The 4,125-nt window shown below is 68.2% G+C and carries 5 protein-coding genes; 1 reads left to right on the forward strand and 4 read right to left on the reverse strand.

Annotated features, from left to right (window positions below; all coding sequences use genetic code 11):
* The 3 genes from A9W96_RS03135 to A9W96_RS03145 all read right to left on the reverse strand — a co-directional run.
* Positions 1-970 (reverse strand): ArsA family ATPase (locus A9W96_RS03135; protein ID WP_197499382.1); only part of this gene is annotated, 970 nt, incomplete at its 3' end.
* Positions 963-1,400, reverse strand: coding sequence for an SRPBCC family protein (locus tag A9W96_RS03140; protein ID WP_066862605.1), 438 nt, complete (start codon positions 1,398-1,400; stop codon positions 963-965). The genes A9W96_RS03140 and A9W96_RS03135, both read right to left, overlap by 8 nt.
* 104 nt (positions 1,401-1,504) lie before the next feature.
* Positions 1,505-1,894, reverse strand: coding sequence for a polyketide cyclase / dehydrase and lipid transport (locus A9W96_RS03145; RefSeq protein ID WP_066862607.1), 390 nt, complete (start codon positions 1,892-1,894; stop codon positions 1,505-1,507).
* Positions 1,895-2,071: 177 nt separating this feature from the next.
* On the opposite strand from A9W96_RS03145, the gene A9W96_RS03150 reads away from it, so the two are divergent.
* On the forward strand, positions 2,072-3,874 hold the full coding sequence (locus tag A9W96_RS03150; protein WP_067137899.1) for a long-chain fatty acid--CoA ligase: 1,803 nt from the start codon (positions 2,072-2,074) through the stop codon (positions 3,872-3,874).
* Between the two features lie 10 nt (positions 3,875-3,884).
* Here the strand turns inward: A9W96_RS03150 and A9W96_RS03155 are convergent.
* On the reverse strand, positions 3,885-4,125 hold a 241-nt coding region (locus tag A9W96_RS03155; RefSeq protein ID WP_156765094.1), incomplete at its 5' end, for a glycosyltransferase.

Here is a 4,125-nt window from a genome sequence, read left to right on the forward strand (position 1 = left end):
TCAGCGCCTTGGGGCCGATCGGCTCGCCGGACAGGTGCGGGGTCATCACCAGCGCCACCTCGCCGATGGTGGCGTCGAGCTCGTCGAGCACGCTGCGCTGCTCGGCGATGCGCTCGGTGTACCAGTAGAAGGCGGGGTGCTCGGGCAGATTGCGGTACTCGTACGAGTCGTCTTGCAGCAGAACCTGATTCACGATCAGCTCTTCGACCCGCACGCCCATCAGGGCCAGCGAGCCCAGCGTTCGGGCCGCCTCGGCCGCGACCACCCGCTCGGGGGTCAGCACCAGGTGCGCACTCACCAGATCGCCGTCGGTGAGCAGCGCGCTCAGCGACTCCACCTCCCAGCTGATCCGCTCGAGCAGCTCGACCACCGCCGCCGACCGGGCGTCGTCGGCGGTGACCGACAGCCGGCGATGCCGCGGCCAGGCCCGCTCGACGTACAGCCCGAAGGTGGCGGGCAAAGTCAGCATTCGCAGGGCGTCGGCGGTCGACGCGCAATCGACCACCACCCGATCCCATCGCCCGCTGCGGGCCAGCCCGCCGACGGCGTGCAGCCCGAGCACTTCCTGCACCCCGGGCAGGGCCGAAAGTTCTTCGGGCGCAATGGTACCCAGTTCGGAGTCGGGAAAACGCCGATCCAGGGTGGCGACGACCTCACGCCAGCGGACCTCGAGCAGCGCCAGCGTGTCCAAAGCCAGTGCGTCGAGAAACCCGCCGCCGGCCTCCGCTTGCCCGGTGTCCAGGTCGGCCAGCACCCGCACCAGGTCGCCCCGACTCGGCGAGACGGGAACGCCCAGTACGTCACCCAGCGAGTGCGCCTGGTCGGTGGAGATCACCAGCACCCGTTGCCCGGCGCTCGCGGCACCGACGGCGGTGGCGCAGGCCAGGGTGGATTTCCCTACCCCGCCTTTGCCGACGAAAAGGCTGATCCGGGCCGGGGCGGGCGCTCCGAATTCAGTGGACTCACTCAGCCTCGACTCGTTTCTTCAGATCCTTCAACGCGGTGTCGGTCAACCGGCGCTCGGCTTTGCGCTTGAGCAGCCCGATCATCGGCATAGCCAGGTCGACGGAGAGTTCGTAGGTGACTTCGGTGCCAGATCCCTTGGCCGCCAGTCGATATGAGCCTTCCAGCGCACGCAACAGCGAGCTCGAGACCAGCGTCCAGCTCACCGATTGGCGATCCTTGGGCCACTCGTAGGACATCACCATGGTGTCCTTGATCACCGTTGCGTCCATGACGATCCGCGCAACCTTCGGGTAGCCGTCGGCGTCCTTCTCCTGGACCTCGGCTTCCTTGTACTCCGAGATCCACTGCGGGTAGGAATCGATGTCGGCGATCACCTGCATCACGGTGGCCGGGTCGGCCTCGATGTAGATGGTTTGCGTCGTCTTCTCCGCCACCTGATTGCTGCCCTCTCTCCCGCGAACGGATCGACCGCTGTCGACTGTGGGGATCCCGCGGGTCTCGGTCCGACACGGTACTCTCCGCGGCGGACCCGACCCGGCTAAACTACCGGAGAAACTCCGACCGGACGTGACCGTTCCAGTGTCGTCTTGACCTCGAAGGCCATTTTCTTGCCCGCCACCCGACGGCGGTGCGTCATCTTCGCCAAGTTCAGCTTGGCCAGCTGCCAGGCCGCCACCCCGGTCGGCTCGGCGTGCAGGAAGTAGTGCAGCACGACGCCGTCCAGCGACGGTTCCAGCCAGATTTCCATGGTGCCCGTCAACGCGCCGGTGACCGACCACCGGATGCCCTTTTCCCCGCGGTCCTCGACGACCTCCAGCCGCAGGTCCGGCCACCAGCGCCGCCAGCTGGACCGATCGGCCACCGCGGCGCCCACCCGCGCGCCGTCGGCGGCGACAAACGTCTCATCCGCGATCTGGATGCTGTTCATCACCCCAGCTTCACACACCGGCCCGCGCCACCCCGCCGAGGGCGGGCCGGACGTCGCGGCCCGCAATCGCGGTCCCGGCCCACCCACTGGTAGCCGTGCTGGGTCAACGCGCGGATTAGGCTGGTCGGCAGCAACCCGCTCCCGGGAATCTCCACGAGGTCGATTGAGGTCATAAGAGTGCGTGAGTACAGCGTCCCCGCCCGCTTCTCCGTCGGCGAAAACGACAACATCGCCGCGATGGTCTTCGAACACGAGCGCGACGACCCCAACTTCGTCATCTACCAGCGTCAGGTCGACGGCGAGTGGACCGACGTCACCTGCGCCCAGGCGGCCGAGCGGATCTGCTCGGCCGCATTGGGTTTGATCTCCCTGGGCGTAGAGGCCGGCGACCGGGTGTCCATCTTCTCGGCCACCCGTTACGAATGGGCGATCCTCGACCTGGCCATCCTGGCGGTGGGTGCGGTCACCGTGCCGATCTACGAGACGTCGTCGGCCGAGCAGGTGCGCTGGGTGCTACAGGATTCCGAGGCGGTGCTGGCGTTCGCGGAAACCGACGAGCACGCGGCCATGGTTACCGAGCTGACCGCCGAACTACCCGCGCTGCGCCGGGTGCTGCACATCGACGGTTCGGGGCCCAAGGCGCTCGACCAGCTCGTGGAGGCCGGCGCGTCGGTGGCACCGGCCGAGCTGACCGCGCGCCTCGAGGCGCTGCGGGCGTCGGACCCGGCCACCCTGATCTACACCTCGGGCACCACGGGGCGGCCCAAGGGCTGCCAGCTGACCCATTCGAATCTGCTGTATGAGACCCGCAGCGCCAAGGAGAGCCTGCCGACGCTGCTCGACGAGGGCCAGCGGCTGCTGGTGTTCTTGCCGCTGGCGCACGTGCTGGCGCGCTCGCTCACGTTGTCCGCGTTCGCCAACAAGGTCACCGTCGGCTTCACCAGCGACATCAAGAACCTGGTGCCGCTGTTCGCGGTGTTCAAGCCGACCGTGGTGGTGTCGGTGCCGCGGGTGTTCGAGAAGGTTTACAACACCGCCGAGCAGAACGCCTCGAACGACGGCAAGGGCAGGATCTTCGCGGCGGCCGTCCAAACCGCCGTCGACTGGAGCGAGGCGCAGGACCGCGGCCGCCGCGGCCCGCTGCTGCGCGCCAAGCACGCCCTGTTCGACCGGCTGGTGTACAACAAGCTGCGCGCCGCGCTGGGCGGTGACTGCCACGCGGCCGTCTCCGGCGGCGCGCCGCTGGGCTCGCGGCTGGGGCACTTCTACCGCGGCGTCGGCCTGACCATCCACGAGGGTTACGGCCTGACCGAGACCAGCTCGGCGATCACCGTCAACCAGGTCGGCAACGTCAAGATCGGCACGGTCGGAACGCTGGTGCCGGGCAACAGCATGCGCATCGCGGAGGACGGCGAACTGCTGGTGCGCGGTGGCGTGGTGTTCACCGGCTACTGGCGTAACGAGCAGGCCACCCGCGACGCGTTCACCGATGGCTGGTTCAGGACCGGCGACCTGGGCGTGCTCGACGAGGATGGCTTCTTGAAGATCACCGGGCGCAAGAAGGAGATCATCGTCACCGCCGGCGGCAAGAACGTCGCGCCGGCCGTCCTGGAGGACCGGCTGCGGGCCCACCCGTTGATCAGTCAGGCGATGGTCGTCGGGGACAACAAGCCGTTCATCGGCGCGCTGATCACCATCGACCCCGAGGCGTTCGACGGCTGGAAGCAGCGCAACCAGAAGGGTGCCGGCGCCTCGGTGGGCGATCTAGCCACCGACCCCGACCTGGTCGCCGAGGTGGACGCGGCCATCAAGGACGCCAATCAGGCTGTGTCGCATGCGGAATCGATCCGCAAGTTCCGCATCCTGCCGGTCGATTTCACCGAGGACACCGGCGAACTGACGCCGACGATGAAGGTCAAGCGCAATGTGGTGGCCGAGAAGTTCGCCTCCGACATCGAGGCCATCTACGAGAAGGACTAATGGGCGCCGGTCAGCCCACCAGCGCGCCCAGCCGCGCCGCCAGGGTGTCCCACCGCCACTGAGCCATCACCCAGTCGCGCCCGGCCGCGCCCATCGCGGCCGCGCGGTCGCGATCGGTCAGCAATTCGGTGACGGCACCGGCGATCTCGGCCACCTCGCGGCCGTCGACGACCAACCCGGTCTTGTTGTGCTGCACCGTTTCTGGGGCTCCCCCGGATTTGCCGGCGATGACCGGCACGCCGGTCGCCGAG

Source organism: Mycobacterium sp. 1245852.3 (genome assembly GCF_001669335.1).
Taxonomy (GTDB): domain Bacteria; phylum Actinomycetota; class Actinomycetes; order Mycobacteriales; family Mycobacteriaceae; genus Mycobacterium; species Mycobacterium europaeum_A.

What these genes read in the sequence shown, in the direction of transcription:
- A9W96_RS03145 (WP_066862607.1), bottom strand. Translation starts at nt 1,894, where the DNA reads ATGAACAGCATCCAGATCGCGGATGAGACGTTTGTCGCCGCCGACGGC.